The sequence below is a fragment of the Pantoea rwandensis genome, from assembly GCF_000759475.1.
Taxonomy (GTDB): Bacteria; Pseudomonadota; Gammaproteobacteria; order Enterobacterales; family Enterobacteriaceae; genus Pantoea; species Pantoea rwandensis_B.
In genome coordinates this window covers 3739001-3758797 of sequence record NZ_CP009454.1, presented here as the reverse complement: position 1 = coordinate 3758797, position 19797 = coordinate 3739001, and the positions used below count along the sequence as shown (strand labels likewise).

Here is a 19797-nt window from a genome sequence, read left to right as displayed (position 1 = left end):
TCCGTACCCTTGAGCTGCGCTTAGCCAGATACGCATCACTGCGCAGACTTCGGCATGCCACCGGACCATCAGCCAGATGCGCATCAACGCGCAGGCTAAGAAATGGTTCCGAATCCTGACGGATCGTCATTGATGACGACCTCATCAAGCGTCATGGTACGAATCTTGCTGGATCCCACCATTAGTTTCACTCGCGCGATCCCTGTGAGGTTCCGATGCAATCACTGATGACTCCTTCTGAAGCGTACAGTTCGCTCTCGGCTCAGGCCAACAACCGTGGCGTGCTGGCGGCAGCGGCCACCGGCTTAAGCACCTTTATCACCGACAAAGGCGGCGATGTTGATCGCATTTTTGGTATCAGCGGCATTGATTCCGAACTGCTGGCCAGCCCGACGCTTAGCCTCGGTCTGGTCAACTATTGCCGTGTGATGGAAGAAGCGGCGCGCCACTCTGGTTTTGATAACTTCGGTTTGCATTACGGCAAGCAGTTCAAACCGCAGTCATTAGGGTTGATTGGCTATATCGGATTATGTTCACCCACGCTGGAACAGGCGCTGCACAACGTGGTGAATGCCTTTCCCTGGCATCAGCACGATACGCTGACGCGCCTGGTCGATAAAGGCGACTGCTGGCGGCTGGATTATCAGGTGCGACACGGGGCGATCCTGTCGCGTCGGCAGGATGCTGAATTGACGCTCGGCATGTTTCTCAATCTGATCCGTCACGTGGCGGGCAAAAACTGGGCGCCGCGTGAAGTACACTTTGAGCATCCGAGACCGGAGCAATGGCACGAGCACTGCAAAGTGTTTGATGCGCCGGTGTGGTTCGATCAACCGTTCAACTCGCTGCTGATCGCCAAACGCGATTTGCTGCGCACTATGCCAGAGCAGGATCCGATGCTGCTGATGGTGATGCAGGATGCCATCCGCCGACTGAACAGCAGCGCTTCACTGCAAAGCGTGGTTGAGCAAGCGCGATCGCAAATCAATCTGTCGTTGATGCAGGGCGAACCGGTGCTGGAAGAGATTGCAGATAAAATGGGGCTGTCGAGCTGGTCGTTGCAACGGCGGCTGCGCGAAGAGGGCATCAGCTTTACCGTGCTGGTGGATAAAGTGCGTTGCGAAATGGCCACGCACTACCTGCAACAGAAGCAGTTGCCCATCTCTGAGATGGCGCTGCTGCTTGGCTACTCCGAAGTTAGCGCCTTCTCACGCGCGTTCCGGCGCTGGTTTGGCATCAGCCCGCGCCAGTGGCGACAGGATGGGCTGGCAAGTTAGCCTGATGCGACGCGAAGCCGAACCACGCGGGTTGGGAGGTTTGGCATCAGCCCGCGCCAGTGGCGACAGGATGGGCTGGCAAGTTAGCCTGATGCGCCGCGTAGCCGAACCACGCGGGTTGGGAGGTTTGGCATCAGCCCGCGCCAGTGGCGACAGGATGGGCTGGTAAGTTAGCCTGATGCGGCGCGAAGCCGAACCACGCGGGTTGGGTGCGATCCGGCGGCGGTGGTAATCCTTTCGACTGCCCCAGCAACTGCCAGGCGCGCAGGCACAGAGTTTCATCACCTTGCGTCTGCGTAACCGCATAGCGTCCGCTGCTTTGCCACTCCAGCCGTACCATACATTGCTGCCCAGCGTAATGTGCCGCGTCGGAAAATTGCCGGTTGAGCTGGTGCTGCATCTCATTAGCCCATTTGCAGGAAGCGCTGCCCGGTTCGCTCTGTGGCTGGCACAGATTGGTCATACTTTCCGTGGGATGTGATGGAGCCTGCTGGCAGGCGCTGAGCAGAGTGCTCAACAACAATGTGCCAGCAATGCGGCGAAATACGTTCATCTCTTTGCCCGGATTTGCAAAACATGGTGACCAGTGTACCGAGCAGTAAGGGGATTGCTATGGCATTTCTCTGACTCTGATGAGATCCAGAATGATTCGCGGAACGGCTCGCACGTCACACAGACGAATGGCAGGGGCGGCCTGGTGGTCGCACCCTGCCAAAGCAGGCTCAGTATGACGGCATGACGAAGGTTTATTCCCCCGGCAGTTCCAGCTTGCTGTAACCCAGTCCATTCATCTTACGCACTCGGATCTGCACCGGGATGCGCTCTTTCATTGCTTCAACGTGACTGATCACGCCGATGGTTTTACCGCTGGCGTTCAGTGCGTCGAGGGCGTCCAGCGCGGTATCGAGCGTTTCAGCGTCCAGCGTGCCGAAGCCTTCATCAAGGAACAGCGATTCAATGCGCGTTTTATGGCTGACCAGATCTGACAGCGCCAGTGCCAACGCGAGGCTGACAAGGAAACTTTCGCCGCCTGACAGCGTGCGGGTATCGCGCGTGGCATCGGCCTGCCAGGTATCGACCACTTCCAATTCCAGCTCGTCGGTGACGCGGCGTTGCAGGAGGTAGCGCCCGTGCAAACGGTCGAGCTGCCGGTTCGCCAGCCATACCAGATGATCGAGCGTCAAGCCCTGGGCGAAGCGACGGAATTTATCGCCTTTGGCTGAACCGATTAAATCATTCAGGCGACCCAGTTGTGTCAGTTGTACCTCGTCATTGGCAATCTGCGTGAGTAACGATTGCTGCTGTTGACGCTGCTGGGCATCGCTGTGCAGCTGCTGCTGCGCTTCACCTTGCTGGCGGGCATTGTCACGCAGTGCCACACGCAGTGATTCCAGCTGTTCAGCGAGACCCGCCGCCACCTCGTCACTTAAGGCAGCAGGGCGCTGTTGCTGATGGGCTGTGACGCGCTGTGCCAGCTGTTGGCGCAGCGCGATCTGCTGCTGACGCTGTTGCTCCAGCGTTTGCAGATGCTGGCGCAGATGCTGAATATCCTGTTCGTCCAGCAATGCGCTGCGCAATGCCTGCTCGTCGATGAAATGGCTGTGCTGGAGTGCGCTGTTAAACGCCGTTTCCGCAGCCTGTATGCGCAGCTGCATGGCTTGCAGTTGGCTATCAATCTGCTCACATTGACCATTCAGGCTATGCAGCTGGCTTTGTGCCTGCTGCCACTGCTGCAACTGCTGTGCCAGCGCTTGTTCGCACTGTTGCAGTGTGGCCTGCTGCTGCTGGCGTGCGGCGCTCACCTGGCGATCGCCAAACAGCTGCTGGCGCTGCTGCTGCTGTTCTGCATGTTGCTGTTGCAGGCTGCTAAGCGCGTGCTGCAAGGCCTCCAGCTGCTGCTGCTCGCGCGTCAGATTATTTTGCAGGTTGCTCTGCTCGCTGTCGGCTGTAGCCAGCTGTGGCTGTAGTTCGGCCAGCAAGCGCTCACTCTGCTGCCAGGCTTGCCAGCGCTGCTGCAATGTGGCCAGCCAGCTGGCGCGGCCATCGCGATCGGGCAGCGCAAACTGATGTGCCGCCAGCTGCTGTTCCAGCTGCTGCGCTAACTGCTGCCAGGCGCTGTGTGCCTGCGTTTCACGCTGGTTCAGCTCATCAAGCGTTTGCTGTAGGTTGTTCAGCTGCTGCTGTGCCAGCAGTTGTGCGCTTTGCCGCTGTTGCCACTGCTGTTGCTGTAACAGATGCGCATCTTTGGCCTGTTGCAGCGCTCGCGCCGCATTTTCGCGCTGCTGCAGTTGCTGCTGCTGCGCCGCTTCCTGCTCATCCTGCTGCTGTTGCCACGCCGTAAAGACATCTTGCTGATCCAGCGTGCAGGTAAGTGCCAGCTCACCGCTGAGGCCTTGCCAATGCTCGCGTGCGACCGCGAGTTGCTGCTCGAATTCGGTGATCTCCTGTTGCAGCACCTGCTGCTGTTGCAATGCGAGCTTTTGCTGCTCACTTTTCGCGGTGCCCGACTCTTTAAGCTTACTGACCAGCGCTTCCTGCGCCGCCAGTCGTTGCTGGTTTTCGCCCGGTTGTAATTGCTGATACTGCTCAATCGCCGGATGCTGGCATGAGCCGCACAGTGGGCAGGGCTGCTCGGGCTGCAGCCGGGCGCGTTCATCAGCCAGCTGTGCGATGGTGCGCTCCAGCTCGCAGATTTTGCGAATATCCAGCAGTGCCTGATGCTCACGCTTGTAGTCCTCGCGCAGCGCCTGCAAGGCCTGTTCATCGCGCTGATGCTGTTGTTGTAACTGTGCCCGTTTTTGTTGCCGCAGTTGCAACTGCGGCTGCAACGACTGCCAGCGCGCCGCCAATAAGCTGAGCTGGTGGCGTGGCGCGCGCTGATGTTGATGCTGGGTCAGCGCGGCACGCAGCGCAGTGCTGTTGATGGCGGCTTCAAGTGAAGTGAGTGCCTGCTCCGCTTGCTGACGTTGCTGGCTGGCCTGCGCCTCAGCGTGCTGCAAAGGTTGCAACGCGCGATCACCTTCGGCAATCGCCTGCTGCTGCTGTGTCAGCAGTGCGTTTTGCTGTTGCTGTTGTGCACGAAGTTGCGTTAGCGCCTGTTCGCGTTCATCGAAACGAGCGATATCGGCCTGCCAGCGCGTCAGCTCTGGCCCCCAGAGCGCCACTGCCGCTTCACGGTTGCGAAATGTCTGTTGTTCTGCCAGTTGCTGCTGTAAGCGCTCACGGGTTAGCTGATGCTGATTGAGCGCGTTTTGGCTTTGCTGCACTGTCAGTGACTGCTGCGCATGCAGGCGCTGCTGCTCAGTCAATTGCTCTGCACGGCTGGCGATCTGTTGATCGAGCGGAATCACTTGTTCGGTGAGCAAGGTTTCCAGCTGTTGCTGGTCGGCGAGTGCCTGCTCACGCGCCTGCTGTGCCGTGTGATAGCTTTTTTCACCCTGCTGCAGTGTGGTTTGCGCATCTTGCTGCTGCGTGTGCAACTGCTTTGCCTGCTGGGTGGCGAGCTGTTGATCTTGTTGCAATTGCTCACGCTGCTGAAGTTTTTCTCGCAGCTTCTCAGCCGGTTCCGCACGTGCCAGGCGCTGGCGATCGCTCTCCGCCTGTTGCCATGCCTGCTCGGCATCCTGGTTAGCCTGTTCGGCTTGCTGTTGCTCCTGCGTCAGTTGGTGAGATTGTGTCAGCCACTGTTGCTGTTGTTGCGCCTGCTCAAGCTGATCGCTCAGCATTTTTTCCTGAGCCGTTAACGCTTCAACTTGCTGCATCAGTTCTGTGCGACGCCCCTCATCCAGCAACATCATGCCGCCAGCGCGCGCGCGCAATGTCTCCAGATTGCTGCGTGCGGTACGCCAGCGTTCGTAAATCTGCATCGAAATCTGGCCGTAAATCTCTGTGCCGGTCAGCTCTTCCAGCAGTTCGGCACGCTCGCCCGGTTTGGCGTTAAGGAAGGCAGCGAACTGACCCTGCGACAGCATCATTGAACGGGTAAAACGATCAAAATCGAGGCCGGAAAGTGTTTCGATGAGCTTGAGTTTGTCACCGACCTTATCGGCCACAATCTGGTTATCCGCCACGCGCGCCAGCTCGACGCGCGGTGCCTGCAATTTGCCATCGGCCTGGCCACGCGCGCGGTTCTGGCTCCAGAAGGCGCGCCAGGCTTCGCCTTTAATCTCAAATTCCACTTCCGCCAGGCATTCGGCAGTGTCACGCGTAATCAGTTCGTTTTGTGTCTGCGACAGCACGCCAAGGCGCGGCGTCTGGTGGTAGAGCGCCAGGCAAATGGCATCCAGCAAGGTGGTTTTACCCGCGCCGGTCGCGCCGGTAATGGCAAATAAGCCGTTGCTGGCGAAGGGTTCACGACGAAAATCGATAAACCATTCACCGCGCAGCGCGTTGAGGTTCTTGAAGCGTAACGTCAGGATTTTCATGCAGACGGATTCTCCAGCGCGGCGAGAGTAGTGCGGAACAGTTGCGTGAGCTGCTCGGCTTGTTCGGCATCCAGCTGTTCTTCCTGCGCCAGACGGCGAGCAAACACCTCTTCAACTTTCAATTCGCTCAGGGTTTCGTTATCCATACGCGCCAGGCTGCGCTGGCGCTGTTCGCGGCTGCGGCGCACCAGCAGGACTTCCACCGGCAGGGCTTCGGTCAACTGTTCCACGCGGCGCTGCAAATCACTCAAATATTCCTGAGTGGTAATTTCAATATCCAGCCACACCGGCTGTCCGGCATCGCTATCGCTGAACTGCGCCAGCTGCTGCTCAATCTCGGCCATTGAGCCCTTTAACATCTGCATGGGCTGGAACAGCGGGATCGGCAGCGCTGTGACGCTATCCAGCTGAGCGCTGAACTCCACCAGGAATATGCTTTTCTCACGTCCCAGTTCGTCAAAACTGAGCGGAATGGGTGAGCCGCTGTAGCGAATATGCTCGCTATCGGCAATACGCTGCGCCCGGTGAATATGGCCGAGCGCGATGTAATCGGCGGGAGGAAACGCCTGCGCCGGGAAGGCGTCGAGCGTGCCGATGTAGATATCACGTACCGAGTCGCTTTTCGTTACCCCAACGGTGGTGAGATGCCCGGTGGCAATGATGGGAAGTGCGCGATCGGCCCGTTCGGTCAGCGCCGCGGCATAACATTGCTGATAATGCTGCTCAATCGCTTCCAGCAGTGAGATCTGCTTCTCGCGCCCGGATTGTCCTGCCTGGCTGCGCAGAATGTCGCGCGGGCGTAAATAGGGAATGGCGCACAGCAGCGCGCCCGGCGTGCCATCGCGCTGATGCAGCGTCAGCACCTGTTGTTCGCCCTGCGGCGTGGCGCTGGTGATCACTCGGGTATTTAGACAGGCAAGCAACTCGCGCGATTCATTGAGTGTGGCAACGGAATCATGGTTGCCTGCCAGCACTATCAACTGGCACTGCGTTGATTGCAGCGCTACCACAAAGCGGTTAAACATCTCGCGCGCATAGCTTGGCGGCGAACCGGTATCAAACAGGTCGCCGGCGATGATTAAGGCATCCACCTGATGCAGGGCAATCTGGGCCAGCAACCAGTCGAGAAAGGCCTGATGCTCAGCCGCCCGGCTTTTGCTGTAAAAGAACTGACCGAGATGCCAATCCGCGGTGTGAATGATGCGCATGAATACTCCCTGCTTCGTTAAGCGAACGCGAATTATAACCTCTTCAGATCGCAAAGAAAAAAAAGCGATAATCGTTGTCTCATTTCTGTTTTTTAACTATTTATCATAGGTCGGGTTTTTCATAAAAGTGTCATAAAAGTGACGCATAATGGCGCCGCAAATCCCAGTGACAAGCCGTCACAACAGCAGGAGTTATAATGGCTAAGCGCATTTTGGTTGTGGAAGACGAAGCTCCCATCCGTGAAATGTTATGTTTCGTGCTGGAACAGAATGATTACCAGCCTATTGAGGCAGAAGACTACGACAGCGCGATTGGTAAGCTGATCGAACCCTGGCCGGATCTCATTCTGCTGGACTGGATGTTGCCGGGAGGCAGCGGTATTCAGTTTATTAAACATTTGAAACGTGAAGCCATGACGCGCGACATCCCGGTGATGATGCTGACGGCACGCGGCGAAGAAGAGGATCGCGTACGCGGTCTGGAAGTCGGCGCCGATGACTACATCACCAAGCCTTTCTCACCGAAAGAGCTGATGGCACGTATCAAAGCGGTGATGCGCCGTATTTCACCAATGGCGGTGGAAGAGGTGATTGAGATGCAGGGCCTGAGCCTGGATCCTTCCTCGCATCGCGTGATGTCGGAAAGCACCCCGCTGGAAATGGGACCGACCGAATATAAATTGCTGCACTTCTTTATGACGCACCCGGAGCGTGTTTACAGCCGCGAGCAGCTGCTGAACCACGTATGGGGCACCAACGTTTACGTAGAAGATCGTACTGTTGATGTGCATATCCGTCGTTTACGTAAAGCACTGGAAGTATCTGGCCACGATCGCATGGTTCAAACCGTACGCGGAACAGGGTATCGTTTCTCTGCCCGCTACTAAACGGAGTCTTTTACCGTGCTGGAACGACTCTCCTGGAAGAGATTATTGACTGAGCTGGCGCTGGTCTGTTTGCCCGCGCTGGTGCTTGGTCTGTTGTTCGGTTATCTGCCCTGGCTGCTGTTAATTGCAGTAGCGGGTGTGATGTTTTGGCACTTTAGAAACCTGATGCGTCTGTCGCACTGGCTGTGGGTCGATCGTTCTATGACGCCACCTGCCGGGCGCGGTAGCTGGGAACCGTTGTTCTACGGCTTGTACCAGATGCAACTGCGTAACCGTCGCCGTCGTCGTGAGCTGGGTAACCTGATTAAGCGCTTCCGCAGCGGCGCGGAGTCTCTGCCCGATGCAGTGATTCTGACCACCGAAGAGGGCACCATTTTCTGGTGCAACGGGCTGGCACAACAGCATCTCGGGCTACGCTGGCCGGAAGATAATGGCCAGAACATCCTCAACTTGCTGCGCTATCCTGAGTTTTCCCGCTATATCCGCCAGCGTGATTTTGACAAGCCGCTGACGCTGGTGCTGAACAATCAACATCATATGGAGTTCCGTGTGATGCCCTACAGCGAAGGGCAATGGTTGATGGTGGCGCGCGATGTCACGCAGATGCACCAGTTGGAAGGGGCACGACGTAACTTCTTTGCCAACGTCAGTCATGAACTGCGTACGCCGTTAACGGTGTTGCAGGGCTATCTGGAAATGATGGACGATGCGACGATGAACGAGCGCACGCGCAGTAAGGCGTTGCACACCATGCAGGAGCAGACACGTCGCATGGATAGCCTGGTAAAACAGCTGCTGACCTTGTCGCGTATCGAGGCCGCGCCCGCTATCGATCTCAAAGAGACTGTGGATGTTCCGGGCATGCTGCAACTGTTGCAGCGCGAGGCGGAAACGCTCAGCCAGGGCCGGCACAGCATTCATTTCCGCACCGATCCGCACCTCAAAGTCTTCGGCAATGACGAACAGCTTCGCAGCGCCATTTCCAATCTGGTCTACAACGCAGTGAATCACACGCCGGACGGAACGCGACTGGATATCAGCTGGTTGCGCAGCAAAGAAGGGGCGGAGTTCAAAGTGTGTGATAACGGCCCGGGGATCAGCGAGGAGCATTTGCCGCGCCTGACCGAGCGTTTCTATCGGGTGGATAAAGCCCGCTCGCGCGCCACCGGCGGCAGTGGCTTAGGATTGGCGATCGTTAAGCATGCCTTGAGCCACCATAATGCGCGGCTGGAAATCACCAGTATTCCGCATCAGGAAACCTGTTTTAGTTTCGTGCTGCCGCCACGTTTGATTGTGGCGAAGAGCGTGCACAGTAAGGTCAGTTAAGCACGCTCAAGTGGCGCAATTGATTGCGTGATGAATCGCGGCGCGACAGAATGTGCAGTTCAATGTTCATGACCTGATTTGCGGAAGACCTGATGAGATCGCTGTTGCTGTTCACGTTGCTGCTGTGCTCTACGCTGGCACAAAGCCAACAAACCATGCTCACCGGCAATTTGAGCAGCGTCGGTTCCGACACCCTCGGCTATCTGATGACCTTATGGGGCGAGGATTTCAGCCGCCAGTCACCGGGCGTTAACGTTCAGGTACAGGCGGCTGGATCTTCAACCGCCCCCACCGCGCTGGCGGCAGGTGCTGCCCAACTTGGGGCGATGAGCCGCCCAATGCAAATTGATGAACGCCAACTGTTTACCGCGCGCTATGGCTATCCCCCGCTGGCGGTGCCCGTGGCGATGGATGCGCTGGTGGTGGTAGTCAATCAGGACAACCCGCTAACGCGTATCGATCAACCGCAACTCGATGCCCTTTTCTCTGTCACTCGCCTGTGTGGAGCGCACTCGGTGCCGCAGCACTGGGGCGATCTTGGCCTCAACCAGGGAGATTGGGCGCGACGCAGTATTCAGCGTTTTGGCCGTAATTCAGCATCAGGTACCTGGGGCTTCTTCAAACAGCAGGCGCTGTGTAAAGGGGATTTCCGTTCGGACGTCGCGGAGTTTCCCGGCTCGGCGGCGGTGGTGCAAGCGGTCGCGGCGACGCCCAACAGCATTGGTTATGCCAGTTTTGGCTTTCACCTGAGTGGCGTGAAGATGGTACCGATCGTCACTGCCAGCGGCGATAGCGTGATGCCGGACGCCGAAACCATTCGCAGTGGCCGTTATCCGTGGTCGCGCCCGCTCTATATTTACGTCAATAAAGCGCCGGGCAAACCGCTGCCGCCGCTGGTGAATGCGTTCTTACATCAGGTGTTATCACCAGAAGGGCAGCGCCGGGTAACGGAAGCCGGGTATTTGCCACTTTCCGAAAGTCAGATGGCCCAGGCGCGCGCCGCCATTGAGTAAAATTGAAGAACGAGCATCCGATCATGAATTTTATTCACGTCACCTGAATTTTCTTCCATTGCCCAATTTGTTTCAGCATGTCACTCTTTCTGGACATTTAGCCATCCAGATGGCTATAAATAACCAGATGAAATTATACCCTGACGCAATTATGCGTTTAGCCAGGAGTGAACATGCCACAACAACAACCGTTCCGTGCCGATACCGTCGGCAGTTTTCTGCGTCCTGCGGCGATCAAGCAAGCGCGCGTGCAGTTTGCTAATGGCGAGATCACGGCTGAGCAGCTGCGTCAGGTAGAAGATGAAGCAATCCGCCACGTGGTCGAACAGCAGCGTGCCAACGGCTTGCAGGTGGTCACTGACGGCGAGTTCCGTCGCGCCTGGTGGCACTTTGACTTCTTTGGCGATCTGCAAGGCGTTGAGCTATTTGAAGCGGAGCAGGGCATCCAGTTCAACGGCGTACAAACCAAAGCGCACGGCGTGAAAGTCACGGGCAAAGTAGCCTTTAATCCGCATCACCCCATGCTGGATCACTTCCGCTTTCTGAAGAGCATTGCGGGCGACGCCGTGGCAAAGATGACCATCCCAAGCCCAAGCGTGCTGCACTTCCGCGGTGGGCGTAAGGTGATCGATGCCACCGTCTATCCCGATCTGAAAGAGTACTTTGCTGACCTGGCGCAGACTTACAAAGATGCGATCGCGGCTTTCTACGCGGCGGGCTGCCGTTTTCTGCAATTGGATGACACCGTTTGGGCTTACCTGTGCTCTTCGGATCAGCAGCAGCAGATCCGTGAGCGTGGTGAAGATCCGCAGGAACTGGCGCGTATTTACGCTGAGGTGCTGAACAAAGCGCTGGAAGATAAACCGGCTGACCTGACCATTGGTCTGCACGTATGCCGCGGCAACTTCCGCTCAACCTGGATTTCCGAAGGCGGCTATGAGCCGGTGGCCGAGATTCTGTTTGGGCAGGTGAATATTGATGCCTACTTCCTCGAATACGACAACGAGCGTTCCGGTGGTTTTGAACCGCTGCGCTTTATCAAACCCGGCCATCAGCAAATGGTATTGGGTCTGATCACCACCAAAAACGGTGAACTGGAAGATCCGGATCAGGTGAAAGCGCGCCTGCAGGAAGCTTCGCAGTTTGTTAGCCTGAACCAGATTTGCCTCAGCCCACAGTGTGGCTTTGCCTCGACAGAAGAGGGCAACAGCCTGACGGAAGAGCAGCAGTGGCAGAAGATTCGTCTGGTAGTCGATATCGCTAATCAAGTGTGGTGATGCTGTAAACTTGTGCAAACAGGCGCGTAAATCGCGCCTTTTGTGCATCTGAAAGCCAAATTTTGCGAGGAGATCTCCCGCAATGCGGAAACTTTAAGCAAATCATCTGAGGTGTTTTCGCGCTATTCCCCGCTGATACACTGCTTTGTATCACTTTCTTGTTATATCCTTCTGGTTTTCCGATCCCGTATTGCCTTTCTTCGCTATAAACGTTTTAATTTGCGCCGTTGTCGATTTATCCCTCTGCGAACAGAAGAAAAGTAGATTAAATCACCTGCGCTTTAACGATTAGGCCCGCATAACGCTCTGACTTCATCAGGTAAGCCTTTGTTTTCGCGCATGCAGAGGACAACACGCACTCAACTTCCACCGCAACATCAGCTACAGGCAGTACAGAAGTTTATGACACATCGTTTAACCTCCAAGGATATCCTGGCGCTGGGCTTCATGACGTTTGCCCTGTTCGTTGGCGCAGGAAACATTATCTTTCCACCGATGGTGGGGATTCAGTCTGGCGAACACGTCTGGATTGCCGCTTTCGGCTTTCTGATTACGGCTGTTGGCTTGCCGGTGATGACCGTTATCGCCCTGGCACGCGTGGGCGGCGGCATTGATGCTCTCAGCTCACCGATTGGCAAAGCCGCAGGTCTGTTGCTGGCAACGGTTTGCTACCTGGCGGTCGGTCCGCTGTTTGCGACGCCGCGCACGGCTACCGTCTCGTTTGAAGTGGGGATTGCTCCGCTGACCGGTGATGGTGCGCTGCCGCTGTTCATTTACAGCCTGATTTATTTTGCGCTGGTGATCGGCATTTCCCTGTATCCAGGTAAATTGCTGGATACCGTCGGCCACTTCCTCGCTCCGTTGAAAATCGTGGCGCTGACCATTCTCGGTCTGGCAGCACTGCTGTGGCCGGCTGGTGGTATCGCGCCTGCAACGGCCGATTACCAGCGTGCGGCGTTCTCCAGTGGCTTCGTCAATGGCTACCTGACGATGGATACGCTGGGTGCGCTGGTGTTCGGTATTGTTATTGTCAATGCTGCACGTTCTCGCGGCGTTGAAGATGCGAAACTGTTAACCCGTTACACCATGCTGGCGGGCGTGATTGCCGGTGTTGGATTGACGCTGGTGTACCTGAGCCTGTTCAAACTCGGTTCTGGCAGCGCCGGTCTGGTTGATCAGAATGCCAACGGTGCGGCGATTCTGCATGCGTATGTGCAGCAGACCTTTGGCGGTATGGGTAGCTTCTTCCTGGCGGCACTGATCTTCGTGGCTTGCATGGTCACGGCGGTGGGCCTGACCTGCGCCTGTGCAGAATTCTTTGCGCAATACCTGCCGTTGTCGTATAAGACGCTGGTGTTTATTCTGGGTCTGTTCTCGATGGTGGTGTCGAATCTCGGCCTGAGCCACTTGATTCAGATCTCCATTCCGGTGCTGACGGCGATTTATCCACCGTGCATCGTGCTGGTGGTGCTGAGCTTCACCCTGAAATGGTGGAATAAGAGCTCGCGTATCATCGCGCCTACCATGCTGGTGAGCCTGCTGTTTGGCATCGTTGATGCCATCAAAACCACCAATTTTAAAGATGTACTGCCGCTGTTCAGCCAGCATCTGCCGCTGGCCGATCAGGGACTTTCCTGGTTGCCGCCATCATTGGTGATGCTGGTGATTGCCGCGGTGGTGGATCGGGCAAAAGGACGCGAACACGTCGCTGTCCACCAGTAAGAAACATTGCTGTTAATTTCAACCACGGGCTTGCCCGTGGTTTTTTCATTTACAAGGTATTGGTGTTATGCAAGAAACCAACAAGCTCAAACGCGGACTGAGCACGCGCCACATCCGTTTTATGGCGCTGGGATCGGCAATCGGTACCGGGCTGTTTTACGGCTCGGCGGATGCGATCAAAATGGCAGGACCCAGCGTGCTGCTGGCGTACATCATCGGCGGTGCGGTGGCGTACATCATCATGCGTGCGTTGGGTGAGATGTCAGTGAATAACCCGCAGGCCAGCTCGTTTTCGCGCTACGCGCAGGACTATCTGGGGCCGTTAGCGGGTTACATCACTGGCTGGACCTACTGTTTTGAAATCCTGATTGTGGCGATTGCCGACGTGACGGCTTTTGGTATCTACATGGGCGTGTGGTTCCCGGAGGTGCCGCACTGGATTTGGGTGCTGTCGGTGGTGCTGATTATTGGTGCGATTAACCTGATGAGCGTGAAGGTGTTTGGCGAAGTGGAGTTCTGGTTCTCCTTCTTCAAAGTTGCCACCATCATTATCATGATCATCGCCGGTTTTGGCATGATTTTCTGGGGCATCGGCAACGGCGGTCAGCCTACGGGTATCCATAACCTGTGGACCAACGGTGGCTTCTTCGCTCACGGCATTGTGGGCATGCTGCTGTCATTACAAATGGTGATGTTTGCCTATGGCGGCATTGAGATTATCGGGATTACCGCCGGTGAAGCGGAAGAGCCAGAAAAGTCGATCCCACGCGCCATCAACTCGGTTCCGCTGCGCATTCTGGTGTTCTATGTCGGTACGCTGTTTGTCATCATGTCGATCTATCCGTGGAACCAGGTCGGCACCTCCGGCAGTCCTTTTGTGCTGACCTTCCAGCATTTGGGCATTGCGGCTGCGGCATCGATTCTTAACTTTGTGGTATTGACGGCGTCACTCTCGGCGATCAACAGCGACGTGTTTGGCGTCGGGCGTATGCTGCACGGCATGGCGCAGCAGGGCCACGCGCCGAAGATGTTCCAGAAGGTCTCGGATCGCGGGATTCCTTGGGTCACCGTGCTGGTGATGATGGTGGCGATGCTGATCGCGGTGTATCTCAACTACTTGATGCCGGAAAAAGTGTTCCTGGTGATCGCGTCATTGGCGACCTTCGCCACGGTGTGGGTCTGGATCATGATTCTGCTGTCGCAAATTGCGTTTCGCCGCAAAATTGGCAAAGAGCAGGCAGGTAAACTGCAATTCGCCTTGCCAGGCGGCAGCAAAACGGCCTGGGTTGGCGTGGCTTTCCTGGTGTTCATCATTGCCTTGATCGGTTATTTCCCTGACACGCGTGTGTCGCTGTATGTCGGCTTCGCGTGGATTGTGCTGCTGTTGCTGGCCTGGCCGCTGGCGAAGAAACGTAAAGCCTGATTATCCCGATGCGCATAACGGGCTGAGTGCTTGCCCGTTAAGCGTGGTGAGAGGGTTATCCTTCAGGGCGGGAGACATTCCCGCCCTGAGCTTTTAAGCAGGGTAAACGTGCTCAACGTTTCAGACCGTAGCGCAACTACCAATTGCTCCCCAACGCAATCTCGCCGCCCGCCGGACTCAGGTGATTGTCGTCATAATAGAGCGGCAATCCTCCGCTAGTGATCAAACAGCCCTGTTCATTACACAGATTCTCTCGCAGTGATAGCACGCGTACGCCTTGTTGCTTATAGCGCTGCAATAATTTCTCAACGGCCTCTTCCGGGAACTGGAACAATCGGGTGCGCTCGGAGAGCAGCGGCGGGGCTTCCCACTTGCTCAGCCAGGCGCTCAGTTCGCGACGAATCGGGATGTTACGGTTATTGCTGTAGCGGAGTGGGTCGACATCCACTGAGGGGGCATCCTCAATGACCGTGACCTTTTTTCCCGCCTGAGTCAGCTGTGCCACCACGCGATCCATACCCGCTTGCAACGCCTCCAGGTTACTCTTCTCGGGATGGCCGGTTTCGCGGAAGCCAGCACCGGGTAACAGGCTCATACCCGATGCCCAATAGGCGCTGATCACCACTTCGTCCACCTTGTCGCTCAGCACCATCTTCAGTACTTCCTGATTAAAGGTGATGCATTGCTGCGCATGATGTGGCATTTGGCTCACCACGCGCGTGGCACCAATCAGAAACGGACAGGAAGCTTTGGTAAGTTGATATAGCGGTTTATGCTGACGTTGTGCATAGCCCGACACCGAAGCACGCAGTGCGGCAGCGTGGCTGTCGCCAATTAAGGCGATACCGGGGCGATCGGTGTTTGGATGACACTCCTCATGCCCGGAGGGCAGGTTTGCCCCGTAATCAAGCAAGCACGGATTACGCTGCGCCGAAATTTTCCAGCTGTCCGCATTGACGACGAGTTCACTAACCCGCGATTTCATGCCCCCGGTTTGCCACAACAGCAGCATCGCACCCGCCGCAATCAGGGATGAGGCACAGTAGCCGGGGATCACCCAACGCGTACCCGTGCGCGTCTGGCGGAAGGGCTGCTCGACAAAGCGCCACGAAAACCAGGCCAGACCCAGCGCTGTGCCGCTGATCATCAGACCTTGCCAGACGGTAAGGGGATGATCGCTACAGATGCGCGCCAGACTCAGCAGCGGCCAGTGCCACAGGTACCAGGAATAAGAGATCTTGCCGATAAAGCGCATCAGCGGATTTTCTAACAGTAACTGGTTAAGCTCGCTGCGCGCACCGATCATCAGGCAACCCGCCAGCACGGGAATGATCGCCAACCAGCCCGGAAATTGGCTATGGCTACTGAGCAACAGGCTGGCGGAGATTATCATCAACCAGCCCAGTAAATTGAGCAGGCTGGCCGCTCGGCCAGTGAGCGGTTGTGGTTTCCACAGCGCCAGCAGCACACCGGCACCGAGTTCCCAGGCGCGGGTTGGCAACAGATAAAAGGCGTGGGTGGTGGCATACGGTGTGATCCCGATACAGGCCACCAAAGAGATCACGCTCAGTATCAGTACCACAGAGCGCATCGAACGTTTGAGTCGTACGGCCAAAAGCAGAATGAAGGGCAGCACAATATAGAACTGTTCTTCTATTCCCAATGACCAGGTCATGAGCAGGGGATTTAAATCGGAATCGGTACTGAAATAGTCGCCGCTCTTGAGTAACAGCATATTAGGTACGGCGATAAATACCGACAGGCTGTATTTGGCTAGCTGGCTAAACTCCAGTGGTGATAGCAGGATAAAGCCCAGTAGTAGCAATATCGTCATCATGAAAAATAACGCGGGGGCGATACGTCGAATGCGGCGCAAATAGAATTGATAAAATGAGAAGCGACCCTCGGATATTTCTTTGCTGATAATACCGCCGATCAGAAAACCGGAAATAACAAAGAAAAGGTCGACACCAATAAAACCGCCCTGCAGCGAGGTAACGCCGGAATGAAAAAGCACCACCAGAATTATGGCGACGGCGCGCAGGCCGTCAATATCCGCCCGATAGCGGTGAGAGGCATTCGCAGTCATAATTTAACCCAGAAGTTAGGATAAGGATGGTTATGCGTTCCAGAAAAAATAAATCGGCGCATCCTGTCGCCGAAAAAAATTACAAAGGAGAAAAATGTGTATTACAAGGGATGATTGACGCTGACAGAATACGCGCTTTTAGCCGCTAAATATCAGGGCGCAAGAAAATTAGAATAATCGCACTATAGGGTGTGATTTATATTTGCCGGGCTGAAGCATAAACAGCGAAAAGATAAGCCTGGATTATCCTTCAGGCTTATCTTTTATGATGTGGTAAATCAGCTACAGGCTAATATGCGCGGGTAACAGCGCTTTGAGCTGGGGGTAGAGAACCGTATTGGCGAGCAGCACAGGATTGCCCTGCTGCAGACCATTGTGACCAAGATAATCATTGGTCATGCCTCCGGCCTCACGCATCAACACAATACCGGGTAACCCGTCCCACGGATTCATGTGAGCTTCGTAATAACCAATTAAACGACCGGCGGCGGCCCAGGCACTCATCAATGCGCCGGAACCATTACGGATAAACATGCCGCCCTGTGACAGTAATCCACCAATAAAGGTCGTCAACGGTTCCACCGGTTGGCTGTTGGAACTGCTAATGCCGAGCACGCCCTGATTAAGCTGCTGTGCGCTGTGTGCCTGGATACGTTTTTCGTTAACCCATGCGCCTTTACCCCGGCAGGCATGGAAGGTTTCATGATGGTTGGGATCGCAGACCACGCCAATTACCGGCTCATTTTCACAAACTATCGCCAGTGACACGCACCAGTTATGTAATCCATTCAGGAAGTTACTGGTACCATCAATGGGATCGATCACCCAGATAAAGCGCGCGCCTGCGGTATCGCCGCCGCTCTCTTCACCCAATACGGCATCATCGGGAAAGCGCTCGCGAATCAGATGCTTGACCAGTTGTTCCACGTTGCGGTCCGCTTCGCTGACCACATCCTGTAAATCCTTTTTATGCTCAATCACCAGTTGATGACGCTGCTGATACCAGGATAAAGCGCGGCTGGCAGCAGTTTTAGCGACATCACATGCAAAGTGATAACGCGCGTCAAGTTCGGTTAGCGTAGCTGATGACATCTTTCCCTCTTATCATTTTCTGGCAAACGAAGTGACAAAAAACGCCGAAAAAGGCGATCTGGCGGTGTGACCTACTTAACAAAAGTTAAGAAAGGTTTCATTAAGCCGCAGATGGCTGCGGCTGGCAAGAGGCGGAAATGCAGGGATTGTGAAAAAAAGCGGGTTTAGAGCTGCTGGTGGCGCGCAGCGTCCATCAGGCGCGGATAGAACTGGAAGAACAGCGGTTCAAGTTGCTGATAATGATCGACAAAATCCTGATAGGAGTCGCGCAGTGCGGCCAGACGCGGGCGGCGATGTGCCATACCATTAAGCACGCGAGCCAATCGCGCGGGTTCAGCATAGTGCTCAAACCAGCGCTCGCGCCACATCACCGCATTCAGCTCGATAAACCCCTCTGGCGTGCCCGGCAACTGCGGCATAATTTCACGCTCAGCTGATGCGGTGAAGTCCACTAGCGATTGCGTGGGATGCAATCTATCCCAGTGCAGGGCCAGGAAGTGATCCCAGATGACGTCCAGGGTAATCGGTGCAACGCGGCGCGTTTCGGCCCGGAAAAATTGCCGTGCTTCACGCACTTCCGGCAGGCTGTCGGTCAAAACATCGACGCGGCGATGCATGGCGATACCCGCCACAACCGGTGCCGGCCATTGTGACTGCACATTGCCGCGCACGAAGTCGGCCATCAGATTGCCCAGCAGGGAGCTGTTTGCCAGCTGTGCGAGGTGGAGGTGAGCGAGAAAGTTCATGGCGCATTATATACACGTCATACTTCAAGTTACAGGTGCGTTGGCTGCTCTCGCTCACCTGCATCACTGACTAAAGTGAGCACATCGTGCTGCTCCCATTTGCCACCTTTCTGTACCTCGAAGGATGTTGTGTAAAGGCAGCAGCACAGAGATGCAGCCAGTTGTTCAGAATTTCCCGCTTTTCCGCTAAACTATGCCGCCTGTTTTTTGAGTCCTGAAAGAAGTGATGCATGCGTGTAGCCGATTTTGCTTTTGAGTTGCCAGAATCTTTGATCGCCCACTATCCGCAGGCGCAGCGCAGCGGTTGCCGCTTGCTGGCGCTGGATGGCCCAAGTGGGGCGTTAAGCCATGAAGTGTTTACCGACGTACTGGATAAACTCAATCCGGGCGATCTGCTGGTGTTTAACAATACCCGCGTGATCCCGGCGCGCGTCTACGGCCGCAAAGCCAGTGGCGGCAAAATCGAGATGCTGGTGGAGCGCTTGCTGGATGACAAACGCGTGCTAGCGCATGTGCGTGCCTCGAAAGCGCCGAAGCCAGGTGCAGAGCTGCTGCTGGGCGATGACGAAAGCGTCAAAGCCACCATGGTCGCGCGTCACGATACGCTGTTTGAGATCGAATTTGCGGATGACCGCGCAGTGCTGGATATCCTGAACAGCGTCGGCCATATGCCGCTGCCGCCGTATATTGATCGTCCGGATGAAGAAGCAGACCGTGAACTTTATCAAACCGTTTACAGCGCGCGTCCGGGTGCGGTAGCCGCACCGACTGCCGGTTTGCATTTTGATGAACCGCTGCTGGACGCGCTGCGCGCCAAAGGCATCGAAATGGCGTTTGTCACGCTGCACGTTGGCGCAGGTACCTTCCAGCCGGTGCGTGTCGAGAACATCAACGACCACATCATGCACTCTGAGTATGCCGAAGTGCCGCAGGATGTGGTGGATGCCGTGCTGGCGTGTAAAGCGCGCGGCAACAAAGTGGTCGCGGTTGGCACCACCTCCGTGCGTTCTCTGGAGAGCGCGGCGCAGGCGGCTCAGGATGCGCTGATTGCACCCTTCTTCGACGACACGCAGATCTTCATTTATCCGGGCTATCACTATCAGGTGATTGATGCGCTGATCACCAACTTCCATCTGCCGGAATCGACGCTGATTATGCTGGTGTCGGCATTTGCCGGTTACAAAAATACCATGGCGGCTTATCAAAGCGCGGTGGCAGAGCAGTACCGTTTCTTTAGCTACGGGGATGCCATGTACATCACCCGTAATCCACAGGCTCCTGACGAAGTGGTTGGAGCTTAATAATCAGACTGT

14 protein-coding genes are annotated in these 19797 nt (G+C 55.9%); 8 read left to right on the top strand and 6 right to left on the bottom strand.

Annotation, left to right across the window (positions count from 1 at the left end; all coding sequences use genetic code 11):
* The first annotated feature begins 215 nt into the window (after positions 1–215).
* A complete protein-coding gene (qhpR, locus tag LH22_RS17290; RefSeq protein WP_038648644.1) occupies positions 216–1277 on the top strand; it encodes an AraC-like transcriptional regulator QhpR in 1062 nt (353 codons plus the stop codon).
* Between the two features lie 133 nt (positions 1278–1410).
* Here the strand turns inward: qhpR and LH22_RS17285 are convergent, their stop codons facing one another.
* From LH22_RS17285 to sbcD, 3 genes are all read right to left on the bottom strand, one after another.
* The gene (locus LH22_RS17285; protein WP_038648641.1) at positions 1411–1830 is read right to left on the bottom strand and encodes a cell envelope integrity TolA C-terminal domain-containing protein; all 420 of its coding nucleotides are present in this window, start codon (positions 1828–1830) and stop codon (positions 1411–1413) included.
* 193 nt (positions 1831–2023) lie between these two features.
* Complete coding sequence (locus tag LH22_RS17280; RefSeq protein ID WP_038648638.1) at positions 2024–5701, bottom strand: AAA family ATPase; 3678 nt, start codon at positions 5699–5701, stop codon at positions 2024–2026.
* Positions 5698–6909: an exonuclease subunit SbcD gene (gene sbcD, locus LH22_RS17275; protein WP_038648635.1), complete on the bottom strand. Its 1212-nt coding sequence runs from the start codon at positions 6907–6909 to the stop codon at positions 5698–5700. Before sbcD ends, LH22_RS17280 begins: the two co-directional genes overlap by 4 nt.
* Before the next feature lie 197 nt (positions 6910–7106).
* Between sbcD and phoB the strand changes: the two genes are divergently transcribed.
* The 6 genes from phoB (at position 7107) to proY (ending at position 14557) form a co-directional block, all read left to right on the top strand.
* Entirely contained in the window at positions 7107–7796 is a 690-nt protein-coding gene (phoB, locus tag LH22_RS17270; protein ID WP_034830536.1) for a phosphate response regulator transcription factor PhoB, read from the top strand.
* A 15-nt stretch (positions 7797–7811) separates the two neighbouring features.
* Complete coding sequence (gene phoR / locus LH22_RS17265) at positions 7812–9122, top strand: phosphate regulon sensor histidine kinase PhoR (protein ID WP_038648633.1); 1311 nt, start codon at positions 7812–7814, stop codon at positions 9120–9122.
* A 92-nt stretch (positions 9123–9214) separates the two neighbouring features.
* The gene (locus LH22_RS17260; RefSeq protein ID WP_038648631.1) at positions 9215–10135 is read left to right on the top strand and encodes a PstS family phosphate ABC transporter substrate-binding protein; all 921 of its coding nucleotides are present in this window, start codon (positions 9215–9217) and stop codon (positions 10133–10135) included.
* Between the two features lie 173 nt (positions 10136–10308).
* Positions 10309–11412, top strand: coding sequence for a cobalamin-independent methionine synthase II family protein (locus LH22_RS17255; RefSeq protein WP_038648629.1), 1104 nt, complete (start codon positions 10309–10311; stop codon positions 11410–11412).
* Positions 11413–11814: 402 nt separating this feature from the next.
* Entirely contained in the window at positions 11815–13134 is a 1320-nt protein-coding gene (gene brnQ / locus LH22_RS17250; RefSeq protein WP_038648626.1) for a branched-chain amino acid transporter carrier protein BrnQ, read from the top strand.
* A gap of 67 nt (positions 13135–13201) precedes the next feature.
* Positions 13202–14557: a proline-specific permease ProY gene (gene proY / locus LH22_RS17245; protein WP_038648624.1), complete on the top strand. Its 1356-nt coding sequence runs from the start codon at positions 13202–13204 to the stop codon at positions 14555–14557.
* A 136-nt stretch (positions 14558–14693) separates the two neighbouring features.
* On the opposite strand, the gene LH22_RS17240 is transcribed toward proY, so the two are convergent.
* The 3 genes from LH22_RS17240 to LH22_RS17230 form a co-directional block, all read right to left on the bottom strand.
* Positions 14694–16646: an acyltransferase family protein gene (locus tag LH22_RS17240; RefSeq protein ID WP_038648621.1), complete on the bottom strand. Its 1953-nt coding sequence runs from the start codon at positions 16644–16646 to the stop codon at positions 14694–14696.
* Positions 16647–16928: 282 nt separating this feature from the next.
* On the bottom strand, positions 16929–17738 hold the full coding sequence (locus LH22_RS17235; protein WP_038648619.1) for an inositol monophosphatase family protein: 810 nt from the start codon (positions 17736–17738) through the stop codon (positions 16929–16931).
* A gap of 164 nt (positions 17739–17902) precedes the next feature.
* Entirely contained in the window at positions 17903–18484 is a 582-nt protein-coding gene (locus LH22_RS17230) for an ACP phosphodiesterase (protein WP_038648617.1), read from the bottom strand.
* 230 nt (positions 18485–18714) lie between these two features.
* Here LH22_RS17230 and queA point away from each other — a divergent pair, with 230 nt between their 5' ends.
* Positions 18715–19785, top strand: coding sequence for a tRNA preQ1(34) S-adenosylmethionine ribosyltransferase-isomerase QueA (gene queA, locus LH22_RS17225; protein ID WP_038648615.1), 1071 nt, complete (start codon positions 18715–18717; stop codon positions 19783–19785).
* Positions 19786–19797: the final 12 nt, after the last annotated feature.